This is a genomic window from Zeimonas arvi (assembly GCF_008039575.1).
Lineage (GTDB): Bacteria > Pseudomonadota > Gammaproteobacteria > Burkholderiales > Burkholderiaceae_E > Zeimonas > Zeimonas arvi.
Genome location: NZ_VDUY01000006.1, coordinates 49,871 through 75,895, shown reverse-complemented (window position 1 = coordinate 75,895; position 26,025 = coordinate 49,871). Strand labels below are relative to the sequence as shown.

At 71.6% G+C, this 26,025-nt stretch carries 25 protein-coding genes; 5 read left to right on the top strand and 20 right to left on the bottom strand.

Going from position 1 to position 26,025, the window contains the following annotated elements:
- Positions 1-101: 101 nt before the first annotated feature.
- The 7 genes from FHP08_RS14655 to FHP08_RS14625 form a co-directional block, all read right to left on the bottom strand.
- Positions 102-1,322 carry an ABC transporter substrate-binding protein gene (locus FHP08_RS14655; protein WP_147705241.1) on the bottom strand — a complete coding sequence of 407 codons (1,221 nt, stop codon included), beginning with the start codon at positions 1,320-1,322 and terminating at the stop codon, positions 102-104.
- Between the two features lie 275 nt (positions 1,323-1,597).
- The gene (locus FHP08_RS14650; RefSeq protein ID WP_225879162.1) at positions 1,598-3,547 is read right to left on the bottom strand and encodes a M48 family metalloprotease; all 1,950 of its coding nucleotides are present in this window, start codon (positions 3,545-3,547) and stop codon (positions 1,598-1,600) included.
- A gap of 56 nt (positions 3,548-3,603) precedes the next feature.
- Positions 3,604-4,194 carry a LemA family protein gene (locus FHP08_RS14645; RefSeq protein WP_147705239.1) on the bottom strand — a complete coding sequence of 197 codons (591 nt, stop codon included), beginning with the start codon at positions 4,192-4,194 and terminating at the stop codon, positions 3,604-3,606.
- 225 nt (positions 4,195-4,419) lie between these two features.
- A complete protein-coding gene (locus FHP08_RS14640; protein ID WP_225879152.1) occupies positions 4,420-5,040 on the bottom strand; it encodes a BON domain-containing protein in 621 nt (206 codons plus the stop codon).
- Between the two features lie 32 nt (positions 5,041-5,072).
- The gene (locus FHP08_RS14635; RefSeq protein ID WP_147705237.1) at positions 5,073-5,660 is read right to left on the bottom strand and encodes a phosphoheptose isomerase; all 588 of its coding nucleotides are present in this window, start codon (positions 5,658-5,660) and stop codon (positions 5,073-5,075) included.
- Between the two features lie 32 nt (positions 5,661-5,692).
- Positions 5,693-6,043 (bottom strand): YraN family protein, encoded by a 351-nt coding sequence (locus tag FHP08_RS14630; RefSeq protein WP_225879151.1) that lies wholly within the window; start codon positions 6,041-6,043, stop codon positions 5,693-5,695.
- A 72-nt stretch (positions 6,044-6,115) separates the two neighbouring features.
- Positions 6,116-7,294 (bottom strand): penicillin-binding protein activator, encoded by a 1,179-nt coding sequence (locus FHP08_RS14625; RefSeq protein ID WP_147705235.1) that lies wholly within the window; start codon positions 7,292-7,294, stop codon positions 6,116-6,118.
- 12 nt (positions 7,295-7,306) lie between these two features.
- On the opposite strand from FHP08_RS14625, the gene rsmI reads away from it, so the two are divergent.
- Positions 7,307-8,221 carry a 16S rRNA (cytidine(1402)-2'-O)-methyltransferase gene (rsmI, locus tag FHP08_RS14620; RefSeq protein WP_147705234.1) on the top strand — a complete coding sequence of 305 codons (915 nt, stop codon included), beginning with the start codon at positions 7,307-7,309 and terminating at the stop codon, positions 8,219-8,221.
- A gap of 1 nt (position 8,222) precedes the next feature.
- Here rsmI and FHP08_RS18785 read toward each other — a convergent pair whose 3' ends face one another.
- From FHP08_RS18785 to FHP08_RS14585, 7 genes are read right to left on the bottom strand one after another with little or no spacing between them, the layout of a single operon-like run.
- The gene (locus FHP08_RS18785; protein WP_147705233.1) at positions 8,223-9,215 is read right to left on the bottom strand and encodes a septal ring lytic transglycosylase RlpA family protein; all 993 of its coding nucleotides are present in this window, start codon (positions 9,213-9,215) and stop codon (positions 8,223-8,225) included.
- Positions 9,212-10,054 (bottom strand): helical backbone metal receptor, encoded by an 843-nt coding sequence (locus FHP08_RS14610; RefSeq protein ID WP_147705232.1) that lies wholly within the window; start codon positions 10,052-10,054, stop codon positions 9,212-9,214. Before FHP08_RS14610 ends, FHP08_RS18785 begins: the two co-directional genes overlap by 4 nt.
- A gap of 12 nt (positions 10,055-10,066) precedes the next feature.
- Positions 10,067-10,876: an SDR family oxidoreductase gene (locus tag FHP08_RS14605; RefSeq protein WP_147705231.1), complete on the bottom strand. Its 810-nt coding sequence runs from the start codon at positions 10,874-10,876 to the stop codon at positions 10,067-10,069.
- 4 nt (positions 10,877-10,880) lie between these two features.
- Complete coding sequence (locus FHP08_RS14600) at positions 10,881-11,522, bottom strand: thiol:disulfide interchange protein DsbA/DsbL (RefSeq protein ID WP_147705230.1); 642 nt, start codon at positions 11,520-11,522, stop codon at positions 10,881-10,883.
- Between the two features lie 37 nt (positions 11,523-11,559).
- Positions 11,560-12,135 carry an SPOR domain-containing protein gene (locus FHP08_RS14595; RefSeq protein WP_147705229.1) on the bottom strand — a complete coding sequence of 192 codons (576 nt, stop codon included), beginning with the start codon at positions 12,133-12,135 and terminating at the stop codon, positions 11,560-11,562.
- The gene (gene argS, locus FHP08_RS14590; RefSeq protein WP_147705228.1) at positions 12,135-13,949 is read right to left on the bottom strand and encodes an arginine--tRNA ligase; all 1,815 of its coding nucleotides are present in this window, start codon (positions 13,947-13,949) and stop codon (positions 12,135-12,137) included. The genes FHP08_RS14595 and argS overlap by 1 nt, the downstream gene beginning before the upstream one ends.
- A gap of 35 nt (positions 13,950-13,984) precedes the next feature.
- A complete protein-coding gene (locus FHP08_RS14585; protein WP_147705227.1) occupies positions 13,985-15,667 on the bottom strand; it encodes an acyl-CoA synthetase in 1,683 nt (560 codons plus the stop codon).
- A gap of 100 nt (positions 15,668-15,767) precedes the next feature.
- Here FHP08_RS14585 and trxA point away from each other — a divergent pair, with 100 nt between their 5' ends.
- Genes trxA through FHP08_RS14570 form a run of 3 tightly spaced genes read left to right on the top strand, consistent with a single transcriptional unit; the run spans position 15,768 to position 18,248 of the window.
- Positions 15,768-16,136, top strand: coding sequence for a thioredoxin (gene trxA / locus FHP08_RS14580; RefSeq protein WP_147705226.1), 369 nt, complete (start codon positions 15,768-15,770; stop codon positions 16,134-16,136).
- Entirely contained in the window at positions 16,133-16,516 is a 384-nt protein-coding gene (locus tag FHP08_RS14575) for a DUF6394 family protein (protein ID WP_147705225.1), read from the top strand. The genes trxA and FHP08_RS14575 overlap by 4 nt, the downstream gene beginning before the upstream one ends.
- Positions 16,517-16,529: 13 nt before the next feature.
- Complete coding sequence (locus FHP08_RS14570) at positions 16,530-18,248, top strand: potassium channel protein (RefSeq protein WP_147705224.1); 1,719 nt, start codon at positions 16,530-16,532, stop codon at positions 18,246-18,248.
- A gap of 7 nt (positions 18,249-18,255) precedes the next feature.
- Here the strand turns inward: FHP08_RS14570 and metC are convergent, their stop codons facing one another.
- A complete protein-coding gene (metC, locus tag FHP08_RS14565; RefSeq protein WP_147705223.1) occupies positions 18,256-19,509 on the bottom strand; it encodes a cystathionine beta-lyase in 1,254 nt (417 codons plus the stop codon).
- Between the two features lie 53 nt (positions 19,510-19,562).
- Complete coding sequence (locus FHP08_RS14560) at positions 19,563-21,488, bottom strand: sensor histidine kinase (protein ID WP_187272315.1); 1,926 nt, start codon at positions 21,486-21,488, stop codon at positions 19,563-19,565.
- A 291-nt stretch (positions 21,489-21,779) separates the two neighbouring features.
- Here FHP08_RS14560 and FHP08_RS14555 point away from each other — a divergent pair, with 291 nt between their 5' ends.
- A complete protein-coding gene (locus tag FHP08_RS14555) occupies positions 21,780-21,998 on the top strand; it encodes a hypothetical protein (protein WP_187272314.1) in 219 nt (72 codons plus the stop codon).
- A 40-nt stretch (positions 21,999-22,038) separates the two neighbouring features.
- Here the strand turns inward: FHP08_RS14555 and FHP08_RS14550 are convergent, their stop codons facing one another.
- From FHP08_RS14550 to FHP08_RS14535, 4 genes are all read right to left on the bottom strand, one after another.
- Positions 22,039-23,595 carry a sulfatase-like hydrolase/transferase gene (locus FHP08_RS14550; RefSeq protein WP_147705220.1) on the bottom strand — a complete coding sequence of 519 codons (1,557 nt, stop codon included), beginning with the start codon at positions 23,593-23,595 and terminating at the stop codon, positions 22,039-22,041.
- Complete coding sequence (locus tag FHP08_RS14545) at positions 23,592-24,551, bottom strand: tripartite tricarboxylate transporter substrate-binding protein (RefSeq protein ID WP_147705219.1); 960 nt, start codon at positions 24,549-24,551, stop codon at positions 23,592-23,594. Before FHP08_RS14545 ends, FHP08_RS14550 begins: the two co-directional genes overlap by 4 nt.
- A gap of 71 nt (positions 24,552-24,622) precedes the next feature.
- A complete protein-coding gene (locus FHP08_RS14540) occupies positions 24,623-25,033 on the bottom strand; it encodes a carboxymuconolactone decarboxylase family protein (RefSeq protein WP_147705218.1) in 411 nt (136 codons plus the stop codon).
- Between the two features lie 2 nt (positions 25,034-25,035).
- Positions 25,036-26,019 (bottom strand): LLM class flavin-dependent oxidoreductase, encoded by a 984-nt coding sequence (locus FHP08_RS14535; protein WP_147705217.1) that lies wholly within the window; start codon positions 26,017-26,019, stop codon positions 25,036-25,038.
- Positions 26,020-26,025 lie beyond the last annotated feature (6 nt).

Here is a 26,025-nt window from a genome sequence, read left to right as displayed (position 1 = left end):
CGCGCCGCGTACGGGCACGCCGGCATCGGGTGAGCCGGCATGGGGACAGCGCGGCGGGACGCCCCCCGGGGCGCCCCGCACCGGGCCCTGTCAGGCGTGGATCACTTCTTGAGCCACGGGGGCATGATCGGCTCGGCGGTGCGAATCGCCTTCGGGAAGATCACTTCGCGGCCGCAGTCCTGGCGCCATTGCGCGAACAGCAGGTTCGGATGCTTGCCGCCGGCCTTCACGTCGTGCATCTCGTCGAACTCGATGAGGCCGGCCACGCCGACGTAGCTGGTCTTCTCGAGCTGGGGGATCACCTTCTCCGGATCGGTCGTGCCGGCCTTCTTGACGGCCTCGGCATACAGGTAGACCGAGTCGTTGGCGAAGAAGCCGGTGTACACCGAGCTGCGCTTGGTGCGCTTGTGGAACTCGTCGAAGAAGGCCTCGGTGCGCGGCGTGATCGGGGCGCGCACCGCGAAGTTGGCGGCGAACTCGGAGACCGACTTGCCGCCGATCCGCTCGCAGAAGTCGCCGTCCATGCTCTTCACGTCGATGCCGCCGTAGGGCATGGGCATCTGCGAGTCGTGCCACTGCTTGGCGAAGACGTCGCTCGATGCGTGCGACAGGATGACCACCATGAACTCGGCGCCCGAGTCGCGCACCTTGGAGAACAGCGGCGAGAAGTCCGAGGTCTGCGTGTCGAACAGCTCGGTGAAGCGAACGTCGGCACCGCCCTCGCTGGCGCTCTTCTTCAGGATGGGCACCAGGTCCTGCACCCACTTCGCGTTCTCGCCGACGATGGCGACCTTCTTGCGGCCGAGCTCGCCGACCACGAAGTCGGTGATGAAGCCGCTCACCTGCCGCGCCTGGTGGCCGGCGTGGATCGGCCCGACCCGGAAGATGTACTTGTACTCGTCGTAGTCCTTCTTGACCCGCTGGGTGATCGCCGGCGAGGCCGCGCCCACGCCCAGGTAGATGGTCTTCGCGCGGGCGATGTGCGGCAACTGCGCCAGCGTGACGCCGCTGGTGTAGCCGCCGATCATGACGTCGACCTTCTCTTCCGCGGTCAGCTTCTTGATCGCGTTGATGCCGGCCTCGGGTTTCTCGGTCTCGTCGGCCACCACCATCTCGAGCTTGCGACCGAGCACGCCGCCCTTGGCGTTGATGTCTTCGATCGCCATCTGGATCGCTTCCTGGGTGTCGCGGCCGACCTGGAGCTGGACCGCGGTGGGCACCCCGATCCGGATCGGCTTGTCCTGCGCCTGCGCGGGCGCCTGGGCGAGGAGGCCGGAACATGCTGCAGCAACGGCTGCGGCCATCAGCGAACGACGTTTCATCGAGATGTCTCCTGTTGTGTGGGCCCGGGACGGGCTCGGTTTTCTCCGCAGGCGACCGGTGGGCCGCGACTGCCTTGTTCGAGGCTAGCGCCGTCGCTCCTCGAGCGTCAAGGCAGGCGGATCCCCACAGCTTGCAAACGCATGCATCGCGCCGCCATTTCGGAATGCGGACGGCGTCGCAAGCCCGATCGTCGTTGCGATCGTTCGACAATGCCGATCGCCGGGCCGCCGCGATTCCCGGGCACGACCGCTCGAAAGAGCTGCCCGGAGACGCTTCAGCAGGCCTGGGGCGGCGCCGCGAGGCCCAGGCGCGGCACCGGACAGTCGATCGCCGCGGCGACCGCGCGCAGGAAGGCGTCGAAATCCGGATCGCCGGGCGTGCGCGCCATCCGCGCGAGCATCCTGAGCAGCATCGGCTTGTCCAGCGGCGGCAGCGTGACCAGCATGTCCAGCGCGTGGGCGAGCTCGACCGTGTCGATCTGGTCGGGGGTCGCAGCCGGCGCCGGCACGTCCAGCAACGCCGCGGTCTCCGCCAGCGTGTCGCGCGTGGTGCGGGCCGACGCCTCGCCGACCGCCGCCGCCATCGCGAACAGCGCGGCCAGCGCGCGGCTGTGCGCGGCGCGGCCGCGCGCCGCCCGGTGCGTGACCGCGCCGCGCGCGTGGCCGATCGTCTGCGGCAGCAGGCGGTGCCGGGCCAGCGTGTAGTGCACCCACTCGGCCGATTCGACGCGGCCGTCCTGCTCGATCGCGCGGCGACAGCGGTCGAGCATCTCGCGGCGATGCGCGCTGCTCCAGCGCCGGAAGCGCGCAAGCATCAGCTCGAGCACCGGCACGCGCAGCGAGGCGCCGGCCGGCGACAGCAGCCAGCGAAGCGCGGCGGCCACCCGCGGATCGCTCTCGACGTCGCCGCACTGCCCGGTTCGGCCGGCCACCAGCGCGCACAGCCATCGGCCGGCGTCCTCGCGGTTCAGCGCAGACGTGCGCATGCGCTCGATCAGCGCCGAGGCCGGGGTGGCCGACAGCGGCACGGCCGCGGGCCGGTCGTCGGCGGCGATCGCCATGGTCTCGGCCCAGCGCAGGACATCGGTGCGCAGGTCCTCGCCGCCGGGCCCGGCGGCCGCGCCGGCCCCCTGCCCCATCGCCCCGTCGGGAGCGGCAGGGCCGGCCGCCACCCGCGCCGGCACGCGCAGGTGCGACACCAGGCGCGCGCCGATCGACTCGGACGCGCGCGCCGGGCCGGCCGGGATCGTCACCTCCACCGCGGCGGCGCGATCGCGCAAGGGCGGCATCGGGCGGCCATAGAGACGGCGGATCCGCTCGGCCAGCGGCGGGTGGGAATCGAACCAGTCGCCGGCGCCGGTGGGCTGCACCAGCATGAAGTGGCTCACCAGCGCCTCGTAGTCGGCGGCGCGGTGCTCCGCTGCCGCGCCCGGGGTGGCCTGCTCCGCGGCGATGCGCCGCAGGGCGCTGCCCAGGCCGTCGCGATCGCGGGTCAGCTGCACCGCGACCGCGTCGGCCAGGAACTCGCGCTGCCTGCCGATGCCGGCCCGCAGCAGCTGCGCCGCCAGCACGCCCAGCATGCCGATCGCCGACACCATCGCGCCGGCGAAGGCGGCCGCGGGCGCGAGCAGCGACAAGGGTGAGTTGCCCTGGCGGCCGCGGTCGAGCGCGCTCTCGAGGAGGTGCCGTCCGGCCAGCCGCAGCGAATAGAGCCCGTACAGCGCCGACGTCAGTCGCACGTTGAGCGCGGCATCGCCGCCCAGGATGTGCGCGAACTCGTGCGCGACCACGCCCTGCAGCTGCGCGCGGTCGAGCCGCTCCAGCGCCCCGCGGGTGAGCATCACCGCGGCGATCGCAGGCCGCTCGCCGGCGGCCATCGCGTTGATCGTGGGATCGTCCAGCACGAACAGGCCGGGCACCGGCACGCCGGCGCTGACCGCCACTTCCTCGGCCACGTCGCGCAGGCGCCGGTGCATCGGGTTCGCGTCGTCGAGCGGCCGCGCGCCCAGGCGCGTCGCCAGCACCGCGCCGCTGTCGCCCAGCCGGTGGCGTTCCAGCCAGGCGCTGCCGCCGACGATGAGCAGGACCACGAAGGCATTCGTCGCAACGAAGTACGGGGGCGTGCGAGCGCCCGCGAACAGCAGGTGCCAGCCGGCCAGCGCCGCGAGGTTCACCGCGGCCACGATGCCGAGCACCGCGACGGCGAACAGCAGCACGAGGCGCACGGACAAGGCCCGCGCCCGATCCTGGTGGGCGAAGAAATCCATCTCGAAGGGCGGGCTCAGAGCGCGACCGGGACCGGTTCGCGCTGGGCAGGAGTGACCGGGCGCAGCATCCGCCTGCGCACGAAGCCGAACAGCGCCGCCACCAGCGACGCCGGGAAACTCTCGATGCCGGTGTTGTAGGCGGCTGCCTGATCGTTGTAGGCCTGCCGCGCGAAGGTGATCCGGTTCTCGGTGGTGGTCAGCGCCTCGGTGAGGCGCCTGACGGTCTCGTCGCCCTGAAGTTCGGGATAGGACTCCACCAGCGCGAGCAGTCGCGAGAGCGGGCCGGCGAGCATCGCCTCGGCGCGCTCGAGCGTCTCGATCGCGCGCGGGTCGGCGGGATGCGACCGAGCGCCGGCGCTGGCCTCGCCCACCTGCTGCCGCGCCGCGATGACCGCCTCCAGCGTGCGCCGCTCGTGGTCGAGGTAACCCCGCGTGGCCGCGACGAGATTGGGGATCAGGTCATGCCGCCGGCGCAGCTGCACGTCGATCTGCGAGAAGGCGTTCTCGCAGCGATTGCGCAGCAGCACGAAACGGTTGTAGGCCAGCACGCCCCAGACCAGCGGCAGCACCAGCAACACGACGAACAGGACCTGACCGCTGGACATTTATCGCATTCCCCTTGCCCCGGCGTGATGGGGCTCGGGAGAATTGTCCGTCGGCCGCGGCGCATGCGGCGAACCGCTCGTCGGGCATCCCGCGGCATCCGTCCGAAGCGTCCGCGGGCGCGGCGGAAATCAGGCGGAAAAAGGGCGCAAGACCGGACCGCGCGGTGGCTCGCGCGCGATTCCCGCAGTAGCTCGCGCGCGATTCCGATCGCCGCGCGCGACTCTTCAGTTCTTCTTCGGCGCGCCGTGTATCCGGGTGACCTCTTCCTCGGTGATCAGCTCGAAGACGGTGACCACGCGCTGCACCCCGGCGACCCGGGCCGCGACCTGCGCGGCGCGATCCGCCTCGCGACGGCTCACCAGGCCCATCAGGTAGACGGTGCCGGACTCGGTGACCACCTTGATGGTGTTCGCGTGCAGGTCCTGCGCATTGATCAGCGCGGTCTTGACCCGCGCGGTGATCGCGGTGTCGGCGGCGCTGGTGGTCATCGACGGACGGCCGAGCACCTGCAGCTCGTTGTGCACCGAACGCACGTTGTCGATCGCCGCGACGATCCGCTCGGCGTTGCGCTTGTCCTGCTCGGAGGCGACCTGTCCGGTCAGCAGCACCTTGCGGTTGAAGCTGGTCACGCCGATGCCGCCGGATTGCTCGATCACCGAGCCGATCTGGTTGCGGGCCTTCAGCTCGATGGCCTGGTCCTCGGCCTGCGCGCCCACGGTGCGGCGGTCGAGCGCGGCCATGGTGCCGACGGCCACGCCGGTTGCCGCGAGCGGAATGCAGCCCGACATCGCGAGCGTGGAAACGACGAGGGCGCCGGCAACGGCGATGCGTACGCGGGAGGTCATGCGGAGGCTCCTTTCGGTAGCGGCTGCGCGCGTCATTCGCCCATCAGCGAGAGGTCGATGCCGTCACACAGGCAGTGAACGATCAAGAGGTGGACTTCCTGGATCCGCGCGGTCCGCTCGTGCGGCACGCACAGGTGCACGTCGCCGTCGCCGAGCATCTCGCCGAGTTGCCCGCCGCCGCGGCCGGTCAGCGCGACGATGGCGAGCCCGCGCTCGCGCGCGGCCTGCGCGGCGGCCAGCACGCTCGGCGAATTGCCGCTGGTGGAGATCGCGACCAGGACATCGCCCTCGCGCCCGAGCCCGCGGACCTGCTTCGCGAACACCTGCTCGAAGGCGTAGTCGTTGGCGATGGCGGTGAGGATCGAGCTGTCGGTGGTCAGCGCGATGGCGGCCAGCTCGGGCCGCTCGCGCTCGAAGCGGCCGATCAGCTCGGCCGCCAGATGCTGGCTGTCGGCAGCCGAGCCGCCGTTGCCGCAAACCAGCAGCTTGCGGTCGGAAGCCAGCGCGGCGGTGATGAGCTCGACCGCCTCGGCGATGGGGCCGGCCAGGACCTCGGCCGCCTCGCGCTTCAGGCGTGCGCTGTCCTCGAAGTGGTCGCGAATCCGTCGCTGCAAGTCCATCGAGACGATTATACCGGCCGGCCCCGCGCCGCTCAGAACGCCCCGCGGATCCAGTCGATGCCGCCCGGCTGCACCGCGCAGACGTCGAAGCGGCAGGCAGGCCAGCGATCGCCGTAGGTCGACGAGAGCCAGCGCTGGGCTTCGCGCCGCAGCCGCTGCTGCTTGGCCCAGCCGACCGAGGCGGCGGCCCCTCCGTAGTCGGCCCGGGCGCGGGCCCTCACCTCGACGAAGACCAGCTCGTCGCGGTCACGCATGATCAGGTCGATCTCGCCGAGCTTGCTGGACACGTTGCGCGCCACCGGCAAGAGGCCCTGCCCGGCGAGGAACTCGAGCGCGCGCGCCTCGGCGGCATCGCCAGATCGCTGCGTGGGCGAGCGCTTCACAGACGCCGGTCCGCCTTGCGGTCGGGTGGCGCCTGGCCGGTCGGCCGGCGGTGGACGCGCCGGCGCCATGTTTCAGCGCGGCGCGGCCACGCCGAGCACGCCGTCGCGGTACTCGGCCAGCAGCGGCAGCCGGTCGACGCGCGCGTCGCGCGTGAGATCGAGCCGGAGCAGTCCGGTAACGCCGTCGAGATCGGCGCGAGTCTCGCCGGCCAGCAGCACCAGCCCGAGCCGCAAGGCGTCGATGCCCAGCGCGTAGAGCTTCTGCAATTCGACGTTGAGCTCGGCCGGCCGCGGATAGACCATCACCGCGGGGTGATCGGGCTGCACCTGCCAGGGCATGGCGGCGATGCGGACGCCGTCGAGCTCGGGCGAGCGGATGATCGGCATCCGCGAGTTCCGCTCGCCCGCCTCGGGCAGCGCGCCGGAGTTCAGCAGCGACGTGCCGTAGACGGTGACCCGATTGCCGGCGATGGCACGCAGGGCGGCGGCCGCGGCCCGCGGCAGCGCGGCGAAATAGACGTCGGCGTCGACCCCGCGCAGCAGGTCGCGGATCTCGGCAGCCGACGTGCTGGTGGTCTGCACCGCCTCGTAGTACTCGCCGCCCGACTGGTACCAGCGCTCGATGAAGGCGGTGACGCTGCGCTGCGAGACCGGCGTGCCGTCGTGCACGATGGCCGCGCGAGGGCGGCGCCCGGTCTGCACCGCCGACGCGTCGCGATAGGCGTAGGAGGCCACCTGAGCGGCCTCGTTCTCGATCCCCAGGCCGAACGTCGCCATGTTGGGCGGCGGCGGAACGCCGTCGGTCTGGTTGAGGGCGAGCACCGGCAGCGGCAGCGGACCGGTGGCCGCCAGCGCCGTGACCGCGTTGCGGGTGAGCGGCCCGATCGCCAGCCCGAACTCGCGGCCGGCCAGGGTTTCGCACAGCACCCTGAGCGACTCGCCGGACTCCTCGGTCTCGATCACCTCGATCGAGAACCCCGCGCCGTCGCGCGCATGGGCCGCCCGCACGCCATCGATCAGGGCCTGCGCGGCGCGCCCGTAGGCGCCGCTGGCAGGCGGCACGAGCAGGGCCACGCGCGGCGGCCCCGCGCCGATCCGCTCGCGATCGGGGGACGGCGTGCCATAGGCCGGGCCGATGCCGCTTGCGGGGTCCTGGGCCAGCGCGGAGAATGCGGTCGCCGCGGCCGCGGCGCCGACGGCCCGCGCGACGAGGCTCAGGCTGCGGCGACGCGAAACGAAGCGATTGGTCATTGCGATGCGGAAATGAGCGATATCAGGGATGCCGGCCACGTGGGGCGCGCCGGGGCGGAAGGCTTCGGGACATTATATGTAGTGGCTACCCCCATCGGTAACCTGTCCGACCTGTCCGAACGGATGATCCAGGCGCTGCGCGAGGCCGACTGGGTCGCTGCCGAAGACACGCGAACGACCCGGGTGCTGCTCGACCGGGCCGGATCGTCGGCGCGGACGCTCGCCGCGCACCGCCACAACGAGCGGGCGTCGGCGGAGCGGGTGATCGCCCTGCTGGCGCAAGGACAGCGCGTCGCGCTGGTGAGCGACGCGGGCACGCCTGCGGTCAGCGACCCGGGTTGCCGGATCGTGTCGGCGGCGCTGGACGCCGGCGCGCCGGTGGTGCCCATCCCGGGGCCTTCGGCCGCGATCGCGATGGTGTCGGCCAGCGGCCTGGTCGAGGGCCCCTTCCACTTCGAAGGCTTCCTGCCCTCGCGTCCCCGCGCGCGCGACGAGCGGCTCGCAACGCTCGCCCGGATGGCGTGGCCCTTCGTGCTCTTCGAGGCGCCGCACCGGATCGCCGCCACCCTGCCGGCGATCGCCGGGCAATGCGGCCCCGAGCGCCAGGTGGCGCTCGGGCGCGAGCTGACCAAGAAGTTCGAGGAGGTGCACCGCTGCCCGGCGGGCGAGGCGGCCGCGTGGCTGGCCGCCGACGCGAACCGGCAGCGCGGCGAATACGTGCTGGTGGTCGCCGGCGCCGGCGAGGCGGCCGAAGAGACTTCCGCCAGCCTGGATCCGCGCCGGCTGCTCGCGGCGTTGCTCGCAGAGCTGCCGCCCAGCCGGGCGGTCAAGGTCGCCACCAGTGCCACCGGCCTGCCGCACCGGGAGCTCTATCAGCTGGCGCTGGAGCTATCCGGTAAAGCGGGCTCGGACGACAGCGAGCACTGACTTACCGACGGGTTGCGAAAGGCTGCAGGTCGGTCGAAGCCCGGACCCGCTCGGCCGCCGCCTGCGCCGCCTCCCGGGTGGGCCAGGGGCCCGCCTGCAGCTTGTAGAGCCCGCCATCGGCCACCACGTCGATCGGCGCGCCCAACCCGCTCACCTGCCGGGACAGCCGCTGCAGCGCGGCGCCTGCGTTGTCGGCCGAACCGAATGCGCCAAGCTGCAGCCAGTAGCCGCGGTCCAACTGCGGGACCGGCGAGCCGGGCGTCGGCTCGACCTGCATGGCGAGCCGCTCGACCGGTGGCTCGACCGGTGGCTCGACGGGCGCCGGCACGGGAAGCGGCGCGGCCGCGACCGGTTGCGCCGGGGCCTCGCCGAACTCCGTGATCAGCTCGACCTCGACCTGAGCGCTGCCGGCCTCGATGTAACCGAGCTTGGCTGCCGCGGTGTACGAGAGATCGATCAGCCGGTCGTTCAGGAAGGGACCGCGATCGTTGACCCGCACCACCACGCTGCGCCCGTTGCGCAGGTTGGTGACCCGCGCATAGCTCGGGATCGGCAGCGTGGGATGCGCGGCGGTCATCGCGTACATGTCGTAGCGCTCGCCGCTGGAGGTGGGGTTGCCGTGGTAGCGCCGGCCGTACCAGGTCGCCACGCCGCGGGCCTTGTAGGGCTCCAGCCTGGCCATCGGGCGATACTCGCGGCCGAACACCACGTAGGGCCGCGCGGTGCGCGGCAGCAGCGGCTCCGGGCGCGGCACCGCGTCGGGAATCGCGGCCAGGTCGGGCGGCGGCTCGCAGCCGGGACCGTCGTCGAGGTAGTAGCCCCCGCCGCGCCGGGCGCAGTTCGCGGCGGGCCCGGCCGCGCCGCCCGGGCTGGCGTCCGGCCCGCCGCGCGAGGTGCCGGCCGGCCCGCGCGGGCCGGCGCAGGCGCCCAGCAGGAGGGTGGCCGCGAGCGCCGCCAGCAGGGCCGGGCGCCCGATGAATGGAAGTCGGTTCATGCTGATTCTCCCTGCGGTTCCGCGGAAGCCGGCCGGCCTGCGATCGCCGCGTCGAGCCGCTCCCTGAACGTCGCGAGGTAGTCCAGGCCTTCGATCGCGCGGCTGCCGTACCACGAGGTCATCTCGCCGTCGATCGTCAGGCAGGCGGGCGCTCGGCGCCCGCCGATCCGCGCATCGGCGGGCGCCGCGATGGCGCTCGCCAGCGCCGCGGCCAGCTCCCGCGCGTGCCGCTCGCCGAAGCGATAAGGCTCCGAAGACAGCAGCACCGCCGCGGCGCCGCTGTCTCGGATCCAGTCCAGGCCGACGACCGGATATCGCGCCTCGCCCGGCGGCGACAAGGCGACCATGCCGGCCTCGGCGAGCATGCGCGCGACGAAGGTATCGGGACCCACGGTCATCCAGGGGTCCTTCCAGATCAGGTAGACCACCGGCACCGGCGCGAAGCGCCGCGCGCGCAGGCCGGCCAGCGCGCTGGCGAAGCGGTCGGCCAGCAGCGCCGCCTGGGGCCGTCGGTCGAACAGCGCGCCGAAGCGGCCGATCAGCGCGAGATTGTCCTCGACGCCGATCGGGTGCGTGACCACCACCTGGGGCACGAAGCGCGAGAGCGCCTCGACCGTCGGCTTCTCGTTCTCGTCGACGTTCACCACCAGATGGCTGGGCGCGAGCGCGCGCACCCGCTCGATGTCGACGTCCTTGGTCCCGCCCACCTTGGGCACCTCGCGCAGCGCCTCGCGAGGATGAATGCAGAAGCCGGTGCGGCCGACCAGCGCATCGCGCAGGCCGAGGCTGCAGAGCAGCTCGGTGAGGCTGGGCACCAGCGAGACGATCCGGGCTTCCATCGCCGCCGCCCTTCAGTCCGCTGCGCCCACGCGCGCCTTGCGCGGCGCCCGGGCGAACAGCCGGTCGAAGACCGCGTTGGGCAATCCGCGCAGCAGCCCTGCCACGATGCGCATCTGCCAGGGGATCACGACGAAGCCGCGGCCCGCCTCGATCGCCCGCACCGCCTTGCGCGCGAACACGTCGGCGTCGGTCAGGAAGGGCATCGGGTAACGGTTGCCCGCCGTCATCGGCGTGCGGATGTAGCCGGGCGCGATCGTGATCGCGCGCAGGCCGCTGCCGCGCAGCTCGACCCGCAGGCTTTCCATGTAGGAGATCGCCGCCGCCTTCGACGCGCTGTAGGCGCTCGCCCCGGGCAGGCCGCGAATGCCGGCCACGCTGGCGATGCCGACCAGCGCGCCGCTGCCGCGTGCGCGCATCGGCGCGATGAAGGGCGCGAAGGTGTCGGGCAGCGCGATCAGGTTGGTCTGCACGATGCGCCGGAAGACCTCGGCATCGGCCGGCTCGCCGGTGAGGGTGCCCGCGCTGATGCCTGCATTGGCCACGACCACGTCGGGCGCACCGGCCTCGGCCATGAAGCGCGCCGCCGCATCGGCGAGCGCCCGGGAGTCGGTCACGTCCGCGGCCAGCGCGATGGCCGACGCGCGCCCGCCCGAGGCCTGCGCGACGGCCTCGGCCACCTCGGCCAGCGCCGACTCGCGGCGGCCCAGCAGGCCCAGGCGCACCGCCGGATGCCTGCGCGCGTACGCCACCGCGAGCGCCGCCCCGAGTCCGCTCGAGGCACCGGTCACGAAGACCGCGGGCGCGCTGCCGGCGGCGCTCATCGCATCACTTGCGCGCCTTGCGCTCGAGCTCGATCAGGTAGTCGAGGACCGCGAGCGCGGCGCCGTTGGAGCCCGCCATGCTCGGCGCAGTGTAGTACTTGCCGTTGACCGCCATGGCCGGCACGCCGTCGACCCCGTAGGCGTCGACGATCTGAGCGGCGCGGCGCATCTTCGTGCGCACCGAGAAGGACTTGTAGGTGTCGCGGAACTGGTTGCCGTCGATGCCGTGCTTGCCCAGCATGGCCACCATCTTGTCGACCGTGTCGAGCCGATCGCGATCCACGTGGATGGCGCGGAAGATCGCATCGTTGACCTCGGCGGCCTTGCCCATCGACTCGAGCGTGAAGAAGAGCTGCTGGTGGTTGCGGTCGCCGAAGGGCACGTGGATCTTGCGGAAGACCACGTCGTCGGGCAGCTTCGCCGTCCACTGCTTGAGCAGCGGCTCGAGCGTGTTGCAGTGGGGGCAGCCGTACCAGAAGAACTCGATCACCTCGATCTTTCCGGCCGGCACGTCGGTGGGCTGGGCCGGGCGCACCGGGCGGAAGTCCTTGCCCTCGCGGGGCGCCTGCGCAAGAGCGCCGAGCGGCAGCGCGGCCAGCGCCGCGCCGGTGGCGAGCATCATCGAGCGTCGGGTGTCATCGATCATCGCATTCTTCCTGTGTTGAGGATCCTGGCGCCGCGGTTCAGCGCTGGCGGATCACCGAGGCCTCGATCCCGCCGTCGATCAGGCGGGCGCGGGCACGGGCCGCATCCTCTTGTTTCGCGAACGGGCCGATCCTGACACGGTACATCGGCTGGCCATTGACATCGGCCGGCACGACCCGCGCCTCGAAGCCGAGCAGCGCCAACCTGGCCTTCATGCCCTCGGCGTCGTCGGACGAGCGGAAAGCGCCTGCCTGCAGCAGGAAACCCTCGGCCACCGGGGCCGGCTGCTGCGCGGCCGGCGCGCCGGGAGCGACCGGCGCGCCGGCCGCGGGTGCCTGGGGCGCGGGCTGGGGCGGCTGGGCGACCGCAGGCGCCGCGCCATCGCCTTCCCGCGTGCGCGCGCCGAGCGGGGCATTCGGGTCGGGCAGGGCCTCGCCGTTGCGCGGCGCGGTCACGCTCTCGGGCGCCCGGTGCGCCTTCTTGACGAAGGGCACCGGGGCGCGCGTCACGAACAGCGCCACCACCACCGCGATCCCAAGGCCCAGCACCAGCCCCGCGAGAAAGCCGAACAGCGTTCCGCCAAGCTGGCCACGCTGCCTTCGGGTCTTCGCCATCACATCCTCTCGGGGGCCGACACGCCGATCAGCGCCAGCCCGTTGCGCAGCACCTGACGCGCAGCCAGCACCAGGGCCAGCCGCGCGTTCCTGAGCGCCTCGTCGTCGACGAGGAACCTCTCGGCATTATAGTAAGAGTGAACTTCGGCCGCTAAATCCTTGAGATAGAACGCAATTGCGTGCGGCGCGAGTTCGTCGACCGCTTCGGCAACCCGCTCCGGGAACTCGGCCAGCCGGGCGATCAGCGCGAACTCCCGCGGCGCGGCCAGCGGCGACAGGTCGATTCGTCCGTCCGCGGCCGACGCCGCCAGCGCGTCCGCATCGCCGCCCCATTGCGCCAGCACCGAGCACAGCCGGGCGTGCGCGTACTGCACGTAGTAGACCGGGTTCTCGTCGCTGCGCGACAGGGCGAGGTCCACGTCGAACACGAACTCGCTGTCGGCCTTGCGCGAGATCAGGAAGAAGCGGACCGCGTCGCGGCCGCGCTGCTCGTCGCTGCCGGTGGCCTGCCCGGCCTCGTCGCGCTGTTCGCCGCTCCAGGTGATCAGGTCGCGCAGGGTCACGTAGGAGCCGGCCCGCTTGGAGATCTTGACCTCCTCGCCGCCGCGCATCACGGTGACCATCTTGTGCAGCACGTAGTCCGGATAGCCCGCCGGAATGCCCACGCCCAGCGCCTGCAGGCCGGCGCGCACCCGTGCGATCGTGCCGTGGTGGTCCGAGCCCTGGATGTTGATCGCGCGCTGGAAGCCGCGCTCCCACTTGGTGACGTGATAGGCGACGTCGGGGACGAAATAGGTGTAGCCGCCCTCGGACTTGCGCATCACGCGGTCCTTGTCGTCGCCGTAGCCGGTGGTGCGCAGCCACAGCGCGCCGCCGTCCTCGTAGGTCTTGCCGGCGGCGACCAGGGTGTCGACCGCCTGCTGCACGCGGCCGTCGGCGTACAGCGAGGACTCCAGGTAGTAGTTGTCGAAGCGCACGCCGAAGGCGCGCAGGTCCAGGTCCTGCTCGCGCCGCAGGCAGGCGACCGCGAAGCGACGGATCGCCTCCAGGTCCTCCGGGTCGCCGGCGCCGGTCACCTCGGGCACCCGCTCGGCCGACACCGTGGCCCGCGCCAGGTAGTCGTTCGCGATGTCGACGATGTAGTCGCCGCGATAGCCGTCGGCCGGGAAGGACGGGTCCTCGGGCGTCAGTCCGCGCGCGCGCGCCTGCACCGAGCGCGCCAGGTTGTCGATCTGCGCGCCGGCATCGTTGTAGTAGAACTCGCGGGTCACCGTCCAGCCGTCGGCCTCGAGCAGCGCCGACAGCGCATCGCCCAGCGCGCCCTGCCGGCCGTGGCCCACGTGCAGCGGCCCGGTCGGGTTGGCCGACACGAACTCCACGATCACCGGGCGGCCTGCGCCGCGCGTGCCGCGACCGAAAGCGCCGCCATCGGCCAGCACCTGCGGCACCGCGGCGCGCTTGGCGTCGTCGCGCAGGCGGATGTTGATGAAGCCGGGTCCGGCGATCTCCAGCGCCTCGATCATCGCGGCCTGCGTGTGCGGCGGCGCGATCGCGCCGTCGTCGGTCGAACAGTCGCGGTCCAGCTCGCGGACCCGCTCGACCAGCTGCTCGGCGATCTTGCGCGGCGGGGCCTTCAGCGGCTTCGCCAGCTGCATCGCCAGGTTGCAGGCGAGGTCGCCGTGGGCAGCCTGCTTGGGCCGCTCCAGGGTGACCTCGGCGGCGACCTGGGCCTGTTCGACGCCGGCCCGCGCGGCCAGCTCGCTCGCGGCCTGCGCGAAGAGCGCGGCCAGGCGTGATTTCTGTTCCTTCAGCATGGGGCGCGATTGTACTTGGCCGCGCCCGTCGGGGTTCAGCCGATGGCGCCGGCCGAACCGACCTTCGCCCGCAGCAGATGCTTCTGGATCTTTCCGGTCGAGGTCTTGGGCACCTCGCCGAAGCGCACTTCGCGCGGACACTTGAAGCCGGCCAGGTGCTTGCGGCAGTGGGCCAGCAGCTCGTCGGCCAGCGCCCGCTCGGCCTCGGGCGTGGCCGGCACCCGGTCGGCCTTCAGTTCCACGAAGGCCAGCGGCGTCTCGCCCCACTTCGGGTCGGGCCGGGCCACCACCGCCGCCGCGAGCACCGCCGGATGCTTGTACAGCGCGTCCTCGACCTCGATCGAGCTGATGTTCTCGCCGCCCGAGATGATGATGTCCTTGGCGCGGTCCTTCAGCTTCACGTAGCCGTCGGCGTGCAGCACGCCCAGGTCGCCGGTGTGGAACCAGCCGCCGCGGAAGGCCTCGGCGCTCGCCTTCGGGTTCTTCAGGTAGCCCTTCATCACGATGTTGCCGCGGAACACCACCTCGCCCATCGTCTCGCCGTCGCGCGGCGCCTCGGTCATCGTTTCCGGATCGACGACGGTGAGCCCCTGCTGCACCTGGTAGCGCACGCCCTGCCGGCCGTTCTGCTCGACCCGGCCCGCCAGGTCGAGCGACTCCCAGGCTTCCTGCTTCACGCAGACCGACGCCGGGCCGTAGACCTCGGTGAGCCCGTACACGTGGGTGACCTCCCAGCCCATGCGCTCCATGCCCTCGATCATCGCGGCCGGCGGCGCCGCGCCCGCGACCATCGCCTTGACCGCCCAGTCGATGCCCGCCTTGAGCTCGGCCGGCGCGTTGATCAGCGTGCCGTGCACGATCGGCGCCCCGCAGTAGTGGGTGACCCGGTGCTCGCGGATCAGGCCCAGGATCAGCGCCGCGTCGATGCGGCGCAGGCACACGTTGGTGCCGGCCACCGCCGGCAGCGTCCACGGAAAGCACCAGCCGTTGCAGTGGAACATCGGCAGCGTCCACAGGTAGACGGGGTGGCGCGGCAGCGCCCACGACAGCACGTTGCCCACCGCGTTCAGGTAGGCGCCGCGATGGTGGACGACCACGCCCTTCGGGTCGCCGGTGGTGCCCGAGGTGTAGTTCAGGCCGATCGCGTCCCATTCGTCGGCGGGCAGCGCATACGCGTGCGCCGGATCGCCGGCGGCGATCCAGTCCTCGAACTCGATCTCGCCGATCCGCTCGCCCGGCCCCTCGTAGACCGGGTCGTCGACATCGACCACGAAGGGCGCCGCCACGCCCTGCTCCGCGTTGATCGCCAGCGCGGCCTTCGCCACCGGCGAGAACTCGCGGTCCACGATCAGCACTTTCGCGCCCGAGTGGCGCAGCTGGAAAGCCACGGTGGCCGCGTCGAGCCGGGTGTTGATCGTGTTCAGGACCGCCCCGGTCATCGGCACGCCGAAGTGCGCGTCGATCATCGCCGGGATGTTCGGCAGGATCGCCGAAACCGTGTCGCCGTCGCCGATGTCGCGCGCGGCCAGCACCGAGGCCAGCTGCCGGGCGCGCCGGTACATCTCGCCCCAGCTGCGCCGGATCGGGCCGTGGATCACCGCGCAACGCTCGGGGAACACGTCGGCCGCCCATTCCACGAAGCTGATCGGGGTCAGCGGCACGTGGTTGGCCGGATTGCGGTCGAGGTCCTGGCGATACGGGTTCGGATGGGTGGGCATCGGGGTCTCCTACGGCTTTTTTTGCCTGGCTGCCGGATAATTGTAGGTCCACGCGCCTGCACTGCCGGACTGCGCGCCGCCCACACCACCGGAGCCCCTCATGCCCGCCGAAGCCCTGACCGCCGAGAACTTCGACAGCACCATCACCGGCAACGACATCGTCGTCATCGATTTCTGGGCGCCCTGGTGCGGCCCGTGCAGGGGCTTCGCGCCGGTGTTCGAGGAAGTCGCCGACGAGAACCCCGACGCCAGGTTCGTCAAGGTCAACACCGACGAAGAGCAGGCGCTCGCCGGGCACTTCGGCATCCGTTCGATCCCCACGCTGATGATCTTCCGCGAGCAGGTGATCGTGTTCCAGCAGCCTGGCGCCCTGCCCAAGGGCGCGCTGGCCGACATCCTGCGGCAAGTCCGCGAGCTCGACATGGCCGAGGTCAAGCGCGGCGCCCGTCCCTACGGGGAGCAGGCATGAGCCTGGGCAAGGTCGTCTTCGGCTTCTCGATCCTGCTGGCGGCCACGCTGAACTTCGGCTTCGTCTACGGCGACATCGACAATCCGGCGCACCACCATGTCTCCGAGCTCTTCGCGGCGATCGTGGTGAACCTGATCGCCACGATCATGAAGTTCGGCGACCGCACCCAGGTCGGCGCGGTGCACCTGGCCACCAGCCTGGTCGCCGACCTGCAGCTGATCCTGGCGGCGCTGGCCTGGACCTGGGCGGTCCACGTGTCGGGAGACGGCCTCACCGGCGGCGCCACCGCCAGCGTGGTCTCGCTGGCTGCCGGTGCGCTGTTCGCCAACGTCGTGTCGGTCCTGTTGCTGATCGGCGAGACGCTCGCGCTGCGGCGCTGACGGAGCGCTGCCGATGGCCGAGCGAAGCCCCGAGGCTTCGGGCGAACGCTCCGGGCTGGCCGCCCGGAGCGTCCTGCTGATGGTCCTGCGGCGGCTTCGCACGCCGCTGATCGTGATCGTGCTGTCCTACGCGGTGTCGGTGTTCGGCCTCACGCTGATTCCTGGCGTGAACGCCGACGGCTCGCCGGCGCCGCCGCTGAGCTTCTTTCACGCCTTGTACTTCGTCAGCTACACCGCCACCACGATCGGCTTCGGCGAGCTGCCCGGCGCCTTCTCCGACGCGCAGCGGCTCTGGGCCATGGTCGTGATCCACCTGACGGTCATCTCCTGGACCTACGCGCTGCTGAACGCGCTGTCGCTGTTCCAGGACCAGGCCTTCCAGCGGGCCGTCGGCCAGATCCGCCTGGCCGGACAGGTGCGCCGGATGCGCGAGCCTTTCCACCTGATCTGCGGCGCCGGCGACACCGGCCAGCGCATGGCCCGCCTGCTCGACCGGCGCGACATGCGATTCGTGATCGTCGAGAAGGACGAGCGGCGCATCACCGAGCTCGAACTCGAGGACCTTCGGCTGGACCCGCCCGTCCTGCACGCGGACGCGGCGCTGCCCCAGGCGCTGCTCACCGCCGGCCTGCGGCATCCGCTGTGCCGCGGCGTGCTGGCGCTCACCCCCGACGACGAGTCGAACCTGGCCATCGCCACCACCGCGCGGCTGCTCAACCGCAGCGTGCCGGTAATCGCCGGCGCGCAGTCGCCCCGCACCGTGGCCAGCATGCGCGCCTTCGGCACCCATCACGTGATCAGCCCTTTCGACACCTTCGCCGAGCAACTGGTCCTCGCGATGCGCGAGCCCGGCTGCTACCGCCTGCTGAGCTGGCTCACCGCGCCGGTCGACGCCGAACTCGAGAAGGAGCATCAGCCGCCGCGGGGCCCCTGGGTGGTCTGCGGGCACGGCCGCTTCGGCCACGCGGTGGCCCGGCGGCTGATCGCCGAAGGCCTTCAGGTCACCGCGGTGGATCCTGCCCACGAGGACGGCGACGCCGATCCGGCCGAGGGCCTGCCCGCGCGGCTGCGCGGCGTGGGCACCGAGACCGAGGTGCTCGCCCGCGCCGGCATCGATGACGCGGTGGGCCTGGTGGCGGCCGCCGACAGCGACATCACCAACCTGGCGATCGCCGCGCTCGCCCGTGCGCGCAATCCGAAGATCTTCGTCGTTCTGCGCCAGAACGACGCTGCCAACCAGGTCCTGTTCGACGCCTTCCGCGCCGACATGGTCATGAAACCCAGCGAGATCATCGCCGACGAGTGCGTGGGCCTGCTCACCACGCCGCTGCTCGACCGTTTCCTGGCTGTCGTGCGCGGCAAGAACGACGCCTGGGCCGACGAGGCGATCCACCAGTTGCGCAAGCGTGTCGGCACCCGCTCGCCGCGGGCCTGGACGATCCGGCTCGACGAGACCGAGGCGCCGGCGGTGAGCGCGCGCCTCGCCTCCGGCGCCCGGCCGCCGACGCTGGGCGACCTGCTGCGCGACCCGCGCAACCGGCAGGACCGCCTGCCCGCCCAGACGCTGATGCTGCTGCGCGACGGCAGCGAGACCCTGCTGCCCAACGGCGACACCCCGCTGGCCCTCCGGGACCGCATCCTGTTCGCCGGCCGCGGCGAGGCGCGCCACCGGATGCGCAGCGCGCTGCGCGAAGCCACCCTGCTCGAATACCTGTGCACCGGCCGCGAGTAGCGCCCGTTCAGTCCTGCGGCGCTTCGCCGCGCGCGCGGCGCATGGCCTCGAACCCCCGTTGCAGGTCCGCGATCAGGTCGTCGGTGTCCTCGAGCCCGATGTGCACCCGCACCAGCGGCCCCCCCTGCCAGGCCCTGGCCGTGCGCAGGCTGCCGATCTTCGCCGGCATGATCAGGCTCTCGTAGCCGCCCCAGGAATAGCCGATCCCGAAGTGCCGCCGCCGCTCGCAAAGCGCCGCCAGGCCACGCGGCACCGCGCCGGCATCGGCGCCGAAGGCCCCGGGCCGCAGCTCGAAGGAGAACAGGCCGCTCGACCCGCCGAAATCGCGCTTCCAAAGCCCGTGCTGCGGATGGGTCTGCAGCGCCGGATGCAGCACCGACGCCACCTCGGGCCGCTCCGCAAGCCAGCGCGCCACCTTCAGCGCCGATGCCTCGTGCGCGCGCATCCGGACCTCGGCGGTGCGCAGGCCGCGCAGCACCAGCCAGGCGTCGTCGCCGCCCACGCACACGCCGAGCTGGCGCACCGCGGTCCAGAGCTTGGGCCAGAGTTCCTCGCGTATCACGACCGCGCCCATCAGCAGGTCGGAGTGGCCGCCCCAGTACTTGGTCAGCGGCAGGATGGACGCATCGACGCCCCAGTCGAAAGGGCGCGAAAAGACCGGCGACGCCCACGCGTTGTCGATCATCGTGAGCACACCGCGCGCGCGCGCCTCGGCGCAGATCGCCGGGACGTCCTGGATCTCGAAGGTGTAGCTGCCCGGGCTTTCGAGGTAGACGATCCGGGTCTCGGGCCGGATCAGCGCGGCGATGCCCGCGCCGATCGTCGGGTCGTAGTACTCGGTGCGCACGCCGTAGCGCGCGAGCATGCCGTCGCAGAAGGCACGGGTGGGCCCGTACACCGAGTCGGACACCAGCAGGTGGTCGCCCGGCGACAGGAAGGCGAGCAGCGCGGTCGAGATCGCCGACAGCCCCGAGGGCATCAGCGCTGCGCGGCAGGCGTGACCGGGCGCCTCCACCTCGGCCAGCGCATCGGCCAGGGCCAGCGTGCCCGGCGTGCCCGCGGTGGCGTAGGTGGTGGCGTGGCGCTCGCCCCGGCCGGTCGCCTGGCCTGCCGCATCGGCCTCGACCAAGGAGCCGAACAGCACGGTCGAGGCGCGCGAGACGGGAAGGTTGGCGGTGGCGATCCGCGTTTCGAAGCGGCGGCCGGCATCGACCACCCGGGTACGGGCGGCGGGTGCAGGGCTTTCGTCGTCGTGGCTCATGTGGGGTCGTGGCTCATGTGGGGTCGGGGTTCATCCGGGGTCGGGGCCGATCATCACGCGCCCTCCGGGGCCGCGAGCGTGAAGCGGAAGCTCGCGCCGCCGTCGGGCGCGCCGTCGGCCTCGAGCCGGCCGCCATGCCGCCGCACGATGCGCGCCACCGTGGCCAGGCCGATCCCGTTGCCGGGGAACTCGGTTCCGGAATGCAGGCGCTGGAAGCTGCCGAAGCTCGGATCGCGCCAGGGCGCCGGAAGGCCCACCCCGTTGTCGCGCACTTCGAACTCGGACACGCCATGCGGCAGCGCCCGTGCCGCGAAGCCTATCCGCGCCACCGCCCGGCGCGCCGAGAACTTCAGCGCGTTGTCGAACAGGTTGTCGAGCACGATGCCGAGCAACCTGCGATCGGCGCGCACCCAGTGACTGCCGGGCGCCTCGAAGGCCAACTCCCGCCCGGGGTAGCGGGCCTGCGCGCCGGCCATCGCCTCGCGCGCCAGGACCATCATGTCGAAGTCCGAACAGTCCAGCGGCTCGCGGGTGACCCGCGACAAGCGCAGGATGTCCTGGATCAGCTGGCCCATCTTCTGCGTGTTGGCCACCACGCGCCCGAGGTACTCGCACGCCTTGTCGTCGACCGAACCGACCTCGCCGTTGAGCAGCGCCTCGCTGAAGCCCTGGATCACGTGCAGCGGCGCGCGCAGGTCGTGCGACACCGCGTAGGAGAAGGCCTCGAGGTCGGCGTTGGCCTGCTCGATCAGCTCGCGGTTGCGCTCGAGCTCGGTGATGTCGGTGTCGACCCCGATCCACTGGTCGATTCGCCCGTCCGGGCCGGGGACAGGCGCCGCGTAGTACAGCGTGGTCCGCCAGCCGCCCTCGCGGGCACGGATCCGGCGCTTGCCCTGCATCGACCTCGCCCCCGCGCGCGCCTCGAAGAAGGACTTGCGCACGTCTTCGAGGTCGTCGGGGTGGACGGCTGCGAACCAGCCCAGGCCGAGCCAGTCCGGCGGGGCGCCGCCGACCATCGCATACCAGGCCCGGTTCAGGTAGGTGAGCCGGCCGTCGGTGTCCGCGCTCCACACCACCTGCGGCGCGAGCTCGGCCAGCGTGCGGTAACGCCGCTCGCTGGCCTCCAGCTGCTCGGTGCGCGCCGCCACCCGCCGCTCCAGAAGCTCGTTGGCCTGCCGCAGCGCCTCGACCGCCCGGTACTCGCCGGTCCGGTCCACCGGCGCCACCAGCCGCAGCTTGCGACCGTCGATCTCCACGGGGCGCCCGAAGGTGTACACCATGATCTCCTCGCCCGACCGGGTCCGATGACGCCACGGCCCGCCCTGCCGGATCGCGTCGGGATCGGCGAGCGCCGACTCCAGCGCGGGAATCTCGGCCGGATCGCGCAGGTCGCGAAGCGTCATGCCCTGCAGCTCCTCGCGCGACCAGCCGTATTTCTCGACCGCCGCCGGGTTCACGTCCACGATCCGCAGGCTGCCCGGCTCGTACAACCACAACGGCAGCGGGTGGGCCTCGAACAGCGCGCGGTAGCGTTGCTCGGACTCCAGCAGGCGCCGGTTGGATTTCGCGCGCTCGAGCGCATAACGCGTCACCCGGGCCAGCGTGCCCGCATCGAGCGCCTCGCGGTTCAGCGAGTCGTCGGCGCCGGCGTGAAGCGCAGCGATGTCGGCATCGTCGATCGCGGCTTGCGCCCCCGGGCCGGCCGGCACGTCGACCAGGACGACCAGCGGCAGCAGCGGGTGGCGCGCCCGCACCACTCGGACCAGGCCCAGCGCGAGCTCGGCGCCGCGGCACCCCACGAAGGCGACGTCGACGCCCGAGGCGTCATCACGGACCAGCGCCTCGCGCGCATCGACGCAGCGAACGAAATGCACCAGCTCGGCTCGCTCCGCGTAGGCGCGCCGGAGCGCGTCGCGGAAGGCAGCCGCCTGATCGAGGTCCTCGTCGACCAACAGCACGCGAAGCACGACTGGGTTCAATCCATCCCTCTCCGACCGGTCATCGGCCAACGATAGCATCGGCTGGCGCGTGCCGCGGAATCCGGGCCCGGCAGTGCCCGGATCGCGAACTGCACGGTCGGGAGCGGTCCTGCCGGATCACGCTCGCCGCAGACCCCGCGAATGCCGTGGTCGACACCTTCCCTGTCGGACAGTCTCCATACAACTACAGCGACATGACCGGCCGCGTGGTGCGCACGATCACCAACCGGCAGGGAACCTGGGAAGCGACCTTCGACGGCGGCGAAGCGGACTTTGCCTGGACGAAGATTCGTGTGGACCTTCGCCCAGGTCTTGCCCGACAAGACCGCCGCCGCCTTCGAGATCAGGACTGCCAACGACAAGGTCTCGCTCGGCGCGCTCGACTGCGTCGAAGTGCAGAACGACACCGAGTCGACAGGGGTCGTCGGGCGCTACCTGAAGCTTCGGGTGCGGCTGACCTCGGAAAGCGACTCGGTCACGCCCGAAGTCGCCTCGATCGGCATCAAGTGATGCCCTGCGCGAACCGGTCCGTCGGGGACCGGTTCGCGCCCTACCATTGCCCGAAGAACACGCCCGCCTGCTTGTGGCGGTCGGTGCCCGCCTCGACGAAGTCGTGCGACACCGAAGTCCTGCGCTTTCGCCGCGTGAACCAGTCGAGCAGCCGACCACGCAACTCGCGCCTGGTTTCGACCGTCGACTCGTCTCGGCCGAGGTCGTGGAACTCCTCCGGGTCCCGCTCCAGGTCGAAGAGCTGCTCGGGCGCGTCCAGCCAGTAGACGTATCGCCAGCGCGGCGTGCGCACCGACCACGCGTAGCACCTGTCGACCTCGCGGCCAAGGCGCCGCCTGGCGGCCTTGAAGCTGTAGTCGAGCTCGGAGAACACCGCATCCTTGCGCGATGCATTCGCCGGGTCGCGCAACCAGGGCAGGATGCTCTCGCCCTCGATCCGATGCGCGGGGATGTCCAGCTCCAGCGCGTCGAGCACCGTGGGCACCAGGTCCACGCCCTCGACGAAGGCGTCGCAGTGCGTGCCCCGGGTCGCATCCGCCGCGGGATCCGGATCGCAGACGATGAAGGGCACCCGCTGCACCGTGTCGTGAAACAGCTCCTTCTCGCCCAGCCAGTGATCGCCGAGGAAGTCCCCGTGGTCGGAGGTGAAGACGACCAGCGTGTTCGCGAACAGCCCGCGTCGCTCCATGTATTCGAAGAGCCGGCCGAGCTCGTCGTCGAGCTGCCGGATGAGGCCTTGGTAGGCAGGCCGAACCGTGCGGATGCAGGCGTCCATCTGGAAGCTGACGCTCTCCTCGCTCTGCCGGTACGCGGCCACGACCGGATGCGGATCCACCAGCTCGTCCTCGCTTCGCACCACGGGCAGGCACTGGTCCGGAGTGAACACCGCGTGGTAGGGGGCGGGCGCCATGTAGGGCCAGTGCGGCTTGACGTAGCTCAGGTGCAGCACCCAGGGTTCGTCGCCCATGCGCTTCATGAAGCCCAGGGCCTGGTCGGTCATGTAGGCGGTCTCGGAGTGCGCCGCCTTGACCCGGGCCGGCAGGCCGACGTTGCGCATGTGCCAGCCGCTGACGACCTTCCCGCCGGCGTCGACCCCGGAGATCACGTAATCGCTCCAGGGATCGTCGCCCAGGTAGCCATTGCGCCGAAGGAAGGCCGGGTAGCCGCTTTCGTCGCCCGGGGTGTGATGGCCATCGTAGCGATCGATCTCCTCGAAGCCGCCCCGGGCGAGCAGCGTGCCGAGCTCCGACTCGCCGTCGATCCGCAAGCGATCGAGCCCGACCCGGTCGATCATCACGTGGGTCTTGCCGGCCAGCACCAGCTTGCGACCCGCCCCGCGAAGGTACTCGCCGAGCGTGACCTCCCCGATCGGCAGCGGCACGCGGTTCCAGGTGGCGCCATGGCTGCTCGGGTAGCGCCCGGTGTAGTAGCTCATCCGCGACGGGCCACACACGCCGCTGTTCACGAAGGCCCGGTCGAAGCGGACCCCGCGCGCGGCAAGCGCATCGAGATTCGGCGTGCGCAGCCAGGGGTGGCCATAGCAGCCCAGGTGGTCCCACCGGAGCTGGTCGCACATGATGAAGAGGACGTTCCTCATTGCCGGTAGCCGGAGCGCTGCACCACCGGCGCCCACTGCGCCCGATAGGCATCGAGCGAGGCGGCGGTCCGCGCGGCATTCGCCGAAACCGGCTCCATCTTCGCGGCCGCGAACCGGGCGCGAACCGCCTGCTCGGACATGACTCGCGCCACGGCCTCCGAGAGCAGCCGGATCTTGTCCGCGGGCATCCCGGCCGGGGCGAACAAGGTGTTCCATCCCGTTGCGACCAGGTCGATGCCGATCTCGCGGAAGGTGGGCACCTCCGGCGCCCCCGGCGAGCGCCTCTCGCCCGACACCGCCAGGATGCGCAGCCTGCCGCCGGCGTGCTGCGGCTCGAGCGTGTCGAGCGTATCGACCGCGAGCGGCACGTGCCCGCCGATCAGATCGGTGGCGAGGGGCGCGGAGCCCTTGTAGCCGATCACCTGGGCATCGACGCCGGTCTTCTCGCCGAGCATCAGGGCAAAGAAATGCGGCAGGCTGCCCGTGGCGGGCACCCCGAAACTGCTCTTCTCCGGATTGGCCCGCATCCAGGCAAGAAGATGGCCGAACTCGCGTACCGGCACCGCGCTGCCGACCGCGACCGCGAACTCGTAGTTGGTGACCTGCGAGACCGGCTGGTAGTCCTTGACGGGATCGTAGCCCACGTTGCCGAACACCAGCGGCGCCACGACCATGATCGCCGGGTTGGCCAGCAGCAAGGTGTTCGACGCCCCTTCGTTGCGGACCTGCTGCGCTGCCAGCCTGCCGCCCGCGCCCGGGCGGTTCTCGACGATGACCGGCACGCCGATCTCGGTGGACAGCCGCTCCGACAGCAGCCGCGCCGCGCGGTCCGAGGACCCCCCTGGCGGATACGGCACCACGATCTTCAGGGGACCGCCCTGAAGGGCCTGCGCGCCTGCGGGCACGCCGGCGACCAGCAGGGCAAGTGCAAACAGGCTCGCCGTCCACTTCTTCATCCCAATCTCCTCGCGGGCGTCGCGCCCGATGCGCGGGCCTTGGGCCCGTCTTGTCGCTGGACCGGCCGGGATCAGGCTCCCGCGCCGAGGTCAAAGGCCGGATCCACCGGCACCTGCAGCCCGGTCGCGAGCTGGTTCGTCTTCGCCGCCAGCGCGATCACTCGCAGCAGGTCGGCGTGCTGGGCGTCGGTCATGCCCCTGGCGCGCGCCGCGGCGGTGTGCGAGTGCACGCAGTACGAGCAGCCGTTGGTGACCGACACCGCGATGTAGACCAGCTCCTTGGTCAGCGGATCGAGGGCCGAGGGCGTGGCCATCACGGCCTTGGCCTCCGCCCAGGTGCGCTCGAGCAGCTCGGCGTCGAAGGCGATGTAGCGCCAGAAGGCGTTGATGAAATCCGACTTGCGGGTGGCCCGGATGTCGTCGAAGACCGCCCGCACGCGCGGATCGGACTCGGGGTCGGGACGCGCTGCAATCGTGGACATGCTCAGCTCCTTCCGATCTCTGCCAGGATTTCGTAGGACCGCAGCCGCGCCGCGTGGTCGTGGACCGCGCCGCTGGCCATCAGCTCGTTCGCGCCGGTCTGCTCGACGAAGCGCGCGAGCTCGCGCGTCACCGTTTCCTTCGAGCCCACGAACGAGCAGGCCAGCATCCGCGTGACCTGGGCCTTCTCGGCGGGGCTCCAGTAGCGCTCGATGTCGTCGATCGGCGGCGACAGCTGCCCGCGCTGGTTGCGGACCATGTCCACGAAGCGCTGCTGGATGCTGGTGAAGAGCCGGCGCGCCTCCTCGTCGGTGTCGGCGGCCACCACGTTGATGCCCGGCATCACCCAGGGCTTGTCGAGCTGCGCGGAAGGCTGGAAGCGCTCGCGGTAGATGCGGATGGCGTCGTACAGCGCATCGGGCGCGAAGTGCGAGGCGAAGGCGTAGGGCAGCCCGTAGTGGGCCGCCACCTGCGCGCCGTACAGGCTCGAGCCGAGGATCCACAACGGCACCCGCAGGCCTGCCCCCGGCACCGCCCGGATCCGCTGGCCCGGCTGCACCGGCTCGAAGAAGGCCTGCAGCTCGAGCACGTCCTCGGGGAAGCGGTCGGCCGAGTGGAAATCGCGGCGCAGCGCGCGCAGCGTGGCCTGGTCGGTGCCGGGCGCGCGGCCCAACCCCAGGTCGATGCGCCCCGGATAGAGCGATTCCAGGGTGCCGAACTGCTCGGCGATCACCAGCGGCGAGTGGTTCGGCAGCATGATGCCGCCTGCGCCGACGCGGATCGTGCTGGTGCCGCCGGCCACGTAGCCGATCACCACCGAGGTGGCCGCGCTGGCGATGCCGGTCATGTTGTGGTGCTCGGCCATCCAGTAGCGGCGATACCCCCAGCGCTCGCAATGCCGGGCCAGGTCGAGCGTGTTGCGCAGCGCGTCGCCGGGCGTGTCGCCGACGCGGATGGGAACGAGGTCGAGTACGGAGAGCGGGATCATCCCGCG

Bases quoted from the DNA above. Each gene is read 5' to 3' on its own strand.
- FHP08_RS14655 (WP_147705241.1), bottom strand. From the start codon at position 1,322: ATGAAACGTCGTTCGCTGATGGCCGCAGCCGTTGCTGCAGCATGTTCC.
- FHP08_RS14645 (WP_147705239.1), bottom strand. From the start codon at position 4,194: ATGTCCAGCGGTCAGGTCCTGTTCGTCGTGTTGCTGGTGCTGCCGCTG.
- FHP08_RS14640 (WP_225879152.1), bottom strand. From the start codon at position 5,040: ATGACCTCCCGCGTACGCATCGCCGTTGCCGGCGCCCTCGTCGTTTCC.
- FHP08_RS14635 (WP_147705237.1), bottom strand. From the start codon at position 5,660: ATGGACTTGCAGCGACGGATTCGCGACCACTTCGAGGACAGCGCACGC.
- FHP08_RS14625 (WP_147705235.1), bottom strand. From the start codon at position 7,294: ATGACCAATCGCTTCGTTTCGCGTCGCCGCAGCCTGAGCCTCGTCGCG.
- rsmI (WP_147705234.1), top strand. From the start codon at position 7,307: ATGAGCGATATCAGGGATGCCGGCCACGTGGGGCGCGCCGGGGCGGAA.
- FHP08_RS18785 (WP_147705233.1), bottom strand. From the start codon at position 9,215: ATGAACCGACTTCCATTCATCGGGCGCCCGGCCCTGCTGGCGGCGCTC.
- FHP08_RS14610 (WP_147705232.1), bottom strand. From the start codon at position 10,054: ATGGAAGCCCGGATCGTCTCGCTGGTGCCCAGCCTCACCGAGCTGCTC.
- FHP08_RS14605 (WP_147705231.1), bottom strand. From the start codon at position 10,876: ATGAGCGCCGCCGGCAGCGCGCCCGCGGTCTTCGTGACCGGTGCCTCG.
- FHP08_RS14600 (WP_147705230.1), bottom strand. From the start codon at position 11,522: ATGATCGATGACACCCGACGCTCGATGATGCTCGCCACCGGCGCGGCG.
- FHP08_RS14595 (WP_147705229.1), bottom strand. From the start codon at position 12,135: ATGGCGAAGACCCGAAGGCAGCGTGGCCAGCTTGGCGGAACGCTGTTC.
- argS (WP_147705228.1), bottom strand. From the start codon at position 13,949: ATGCTGAAGGAACAGAAATCACGCCTGGCCGCGCTCTTCGCGCAGGCC.
- FHP08_RS14585 (WP_147705227.1), bottom strand. From the start codon at position 15,667: ATGCCCACCCATCCGAACCCGTATCGCCAGGACCTCGACCGCAATCCG.
- trxA (WP_147705226.1), top strand. From the start codon at position 15,768: ATGCCCGCCGAAGCCCTGACCGCCGAGAACTTCGACAGCACCATCACC.
- FHP08_RS14575 (WP_147705225.1), top strand. From the start codon at position 16,133: ATGAGCCTGGGCAAGGTCGTCTTCGGCTTCTCGATCCTGCTGGCGGCC.
- FHP08_RS14570 (WP_147705224.1), top strand. From the start codon at position 16,530: ATGGCCGAGCGAAGCCCCGAGGCTTCGGGCGAACGCTCCGGGCTGGCC.
- metC (WP_147705223.1), bottom strand. From the start codon at position 19,509: ATGAGCCACGACGACGAAAGCCCTGCACCCGCCGCCCGTACCCGGGTG.
- FHP08_RS14550 (WP_147705220.1), bottom strand. From the start codon at position 23,595: ATGAGGAACGTCCTCTTCATCATGTGCGACCAGCTCCGGTGGGACCAC.
- FHP08_RS14545 (WP_147705219.1), bottom strand. From the start codon at position 24,551: ATGAAGAAGTGGACGGCGAGCCTGTTTGCACTTGCCCTGCTGGTCGCC.
- FHP08_RS14540 (WP_147705218.1), bottom strand. From the start codon at position 25,033: ATGTCCACGATTGCAGCGCGTCCCGACCCCGAGTCCGATCCGCGCGTG.
- FHP08_RS14535 (WP_147705217.1), bottom strand. From the start codon at position 26,019: ATGATCCCGCTCTCCGTACTCGACCTCGTTCCCATCCGCGTCGGCGAC.